General features: G+C 62.9%; 1 protein-coding gene. It reads right to left on the reverse strand.

Annotation, left to right across the window (positions count from 1 at the left end; all coding sequences use genetic code 11):
• A partial coding sequence (locus tag EHV23_RS15390) for a non-ribosomal peptide synthetase (RefSeq protein ID WP_158616012.1) occupies positions 1 to 4,306 on the reverse strand: 4,306 nt, incomplete at both ends.

Raw genomic sequence — 4,306 nt, forward strand, 5'->3', positions numbered from 1 at the left:
CGACACCACAAATGGGTAGTTGGTACGCTCCTTCCCTTCTATCGCAGCAATACCGGAACGCCCCACCAGTTCATCCGTTCCCTGACTGTGCCTGAAGTTGAGCATCGCACTGAACAGCGCCACACCACTGTCCAGACCACTGCAGCGCTGCGCTATCGCCAGCGGCGTCTGCTCATACTTCAGCAAATCCACCAGCCCATTCTGGGCCGCTCGCATCGCCTCCAGCACACTCACACCCTGCAGCTTCAGACGCACCGGCAGCGTGTTGATGAACATCCCCATCATCCGGTCCGCTCCGGCCACGCCACCCATGCGCCCCGACAGCACGCTGCCAAAGACCACATCGTCACGCGCTGCACACCGGGCCAGCACCAGTGCGTAGGCCACGTGAAACAGCGTCGCCGCACTCATGCCCAGCCTGCGCACGCTTTCCCTGATCCGCTGCGACAGTGCTTCTCCAAGCAGCTGCCCACTCTCGCTGATCGCCGTGCCATCTCCATGCACGTCCATCAGCCCAAACGGTGCCGTCGGCTCATCCACATCCCCCAGCATCTGCCGGAAGAACGCTTCCGCATCCGCCTCTTTCTGGCTGCCCAGACTGTGCGCCACGAATCCCCGATAGGGCATCGGCTGCGGCAGTGCATCCTCTTCTCCTTCCAGAATCTGCACCACCTCCTGCATCATCACATCCAGCGATACGTGATCCGCTATCACATGATGGAACATCAACACGGCATGGCACTGTCCGTCTTCATTCTCCGCACAGCCGGCCACATGCACTGGCCTCAGATTCAGCAACGGCGGCTCGGCCAGGTTCATCGACAGCGGTGCCCGATCCAGATACGCCCGGATGCTCTGCAGTGCATCTCCCCCGCCAGCAATCTCCAGCGGCTCCGTCACCAGCTCCGCATGCCGGTACACTACCTGCACCACCTGCGGCAGATCCTCCCACAGCACCGCCGTGCGCAGCACGTCATGCCGTGCCACCACCCTGTTCAGGGCCCATGCAAAGCGCTCGAACTGCTGCCGTGAAGCAAAGGACACAATGGCACTCAGCACATATGGATCGTTGTCCCGGTGGAAGCGGTGATAGAACAGTACCCCTTCCTGCAATGGTGCCAGCGGGTAGATGTCCTGAATGTTGCCCATTCCACCCGGTACCGTTTCCGCAATCCGATCAATCTGCACCTGATCCAGTGCCACCAGCGGCAGCATGTCTGGCGTGATGTGCGTGCAGCCCTGCGGGATCAGGTTGGCCGGTGCCTGCCAGCCGTCGGCTTCCTGTCCACGAATCTCCGCCGCCAGGGCCGCCAGGCTCCCGGCATGGAACACCTGACGGATTTCGGCCTGCAGCCCTGCCTGACGCAGTTTCTCCACCATCGATACGATCAACAGAGAATGCCCGCCCAGATCGAAGAAACTGTCGTGGCGGCCAACCCGCTCCACACCCAGCAACTCCTGCCAGATTCCGGCCAGCACCTCTTCCACCGGTCCCTGTGGCGCCTCGTACTCGTGCCTGACCAGCGCATCCGCATCCGGCGCCGGCAACGCCTTCCTGTCCACCTTGCCATTGGATGTGAGCGGCATGGCTTCCAGCTTCACGAATGCCGACGGCACCATGTACGCCGGTAGCTCTGCCTTCAGGTGATCCCGCAGCTCCTCTATCGTCGGTACTTCCGCTTTCGGCAGCCCTTGCCGAGCCACCCAGTACGCCACCAGACGCCTGTCGCCCGTGACCCCGGTGCCGGATGTACTGCCCGTACCTTCTCCCCTGCCCGGTTCTGTTCGCCCTGCCTCTCTGGCCAGTACCACCACTTCCCTGACAGCCGGCAACTCCGCCAGCCGCGCCTCGATCTCGCCCAGCTCTATCCTCAAGCCCCGGATCTTGACCTGGAAGTCATTCCTGCCCTGGTACTCGAGCGATCCATCGGCTTGCCACCGCCCAAGGTCTCCCGTCCTGTACATCCGGGCCCCCGGCTCTTCACTGAACGGATCATCCACAAAGCGCTCCGCCGTCAGCTCCTCACGGTTCAGGTAACCCCGGGCCACGCCCGCGCCACCCACGTACAACTCTCCCGTCACGCCCAGCGGCACCGGTTGCCGGTTTGCATCCAGCACATAAATCCTCAGATCCGGAATGTGCACACCAATCGGGCTGCTGTTCCCTCTGGTCACGTCCTCTGCATTCAGCGGCCTGTACGTCACATGCACCGTCGTCTCGGTAATGCCGTACATGTTCACCAGCTGCGTATCCCGGTTCTGCTCCCGTTCGTACCATGGCCCCAGCATGGTCGGCTCCAGCGCCTCTCCGCCGAAGATCACCGTGCGCAGCCGGTGTCTCTGCGTCTCTGCCGTCTCCTGGGCCGCCATCAGCTGCCGGAAGGCACTCGGTGTCTGGTTCAGCACCGTCACCCCCTCATCACACAGCAGCCCGTAGAACGCATCCGGTGAACGGCTCACCAGATACGGCACCACCACCAGCCGCCCACCATGCAACAGCGCCCCCCAGATCTCCCACACCGAGAAGTCAAAGGCAAACGAATGGAACAGCGTCCAGACATCCCCTGAACCAAAGTGGAACCAGTCCTGTGTGGCTGCAAACAGCCTTGCCACGTTCTGGTGCTCGACCATCACCCCCTTCGGCTTGCCCGTCGAACCCGAGGTGTAGATCACATACGCCAGATGGGAGGACTGCAGCCCCATGGATGCTGATGACAGGTTTTCCCTCTCGGGCTCCTGCCACAGTTCCGATGACGCATCCAGCCCAATCACCGGCACACCGCCCACCACGTCCTGCAGCTGATCGCGCAATGCAACAGGAATCAGGCCATGGGTCAGAAACGCCACGGGCCTGCTGTCCTGCAGCACATAGCGCAGACGCTCTGCCGGATAGGACGGATCGATCGGCACATACGCCGCCCCCGCCTTCAGGATCCCCAGCAGACCCACCACCATCTCGAGGCTTCTTTCCACACTGATCGCCACCAGCGCATCCGGTTTTATAACTGGATCCCCTGAGGCATCCCTCATCGCCCGGAGACGGTGCGCCAGCTGGTTGGCCTTCGCGTTCAATTGGGCGTACGTCAGTTCCTCACCCTCGTACTGCACCGCCACCGCGTCCGGTGTCCGCTCCACCTGCTGCTCGAACAACTCGTGAATCAGCGCCTGCCTCGGATACTCGGCCCGCGTGGCATTGAACCCATGGATGACCTGCTCACGCTCCGGCTCCGTCAACAGCGGCAACCCGGCCAGCGTGCAGGCCTCATCGGCCACCATCGCCGACAGCAACACCTTCAGGTGCCCCAGCCACCTTTCCACCGTGGCCCGCTCGAACAGCACCGTGCTGTACTCCACCATCCCCTGCAGCCGCCCATCAGCCTCACCCAGCGACAGTGTCAGATCAAAGTGCGTCGTATCATGCCCGAATTCCTCCTGCCCCAGCGTCAGCCCCGGCAGCTTCAGCTCGACTTCTGCATTGTTCTGCAGCGCCAGCATCACCTGGAACAGCGGGCTGTGGCTCATGTCCCGCTCCGGACTCACCGCCTCCACCACCTGCTCGAACGGCACGTCCTGATGCCCATACCCTGCCAGCGTGCGGTCCTTGACCTGCGCCAGCAGCTCTGCCACCGTCGCCTGCCCGTCCAGCCTCGTACGCAGCGCCAGCGTGTTCACGAAGAACCCGATCAGCCCTTCCAGCTCGCTCCTTCTGCGGTTGGCCACCGGTGTGCCCACCACCACATCGTCCTGGCCGCTCAACCTGCCCATCAGCACCGCAAACCCGGCCTGCAGCACCATGAACAGCGTCGCACCGTGCCGCCTGGCCAGCGCGTTGAGCCCTTGCGTGGTGCCTTCGTCCAGATCGAACGGTATGACGCTGCCGGCAAAGCTCTGCACCTGCGGCCGCGGATGATCCGTCGGCAGCTCCAGCAGCGATGGCGCGCCTGACAGTTCCTCCTTCCAGAAGGCCACCTGCCGCTCGAGCCGCTCGCCGCTCAGCCACTGACGCTGCCACTGCGCGTAATCAGCGTACTGAATCTGCAATTCCGACAGCGGATTCTCCTGCCCCTGGCTGAACGCCTCGTACAGCGCCGCCAGCTCCCGTGTCAGCACACCCATCGACCAGCCATCCGACACGATGTGGTGCATGCACAGATTCAGCACATGATCCTGCTCGCCCAACTTCGCCAGACTGGCACGGATCAACACATCCTGCGTCAGATCGAACGGCCTGTGCAGCGTCTCTTCCGTCAGGGCCTGCTTCGCCCGTTCCCTCTCCTGCTGCTCAAGTCCAGACAGATCGTGATAC

The sequence above is a fragment of the Lautropia dentalis genome, from assembly GCF_003892345.1.
GTDB classification, from domain to species: Bacteria; Pseudomonadota; Gammaproteobacteria; order Burkholderiales; family Burkholderiaceae_E; genus Lautropia; species Lautropia dentalis.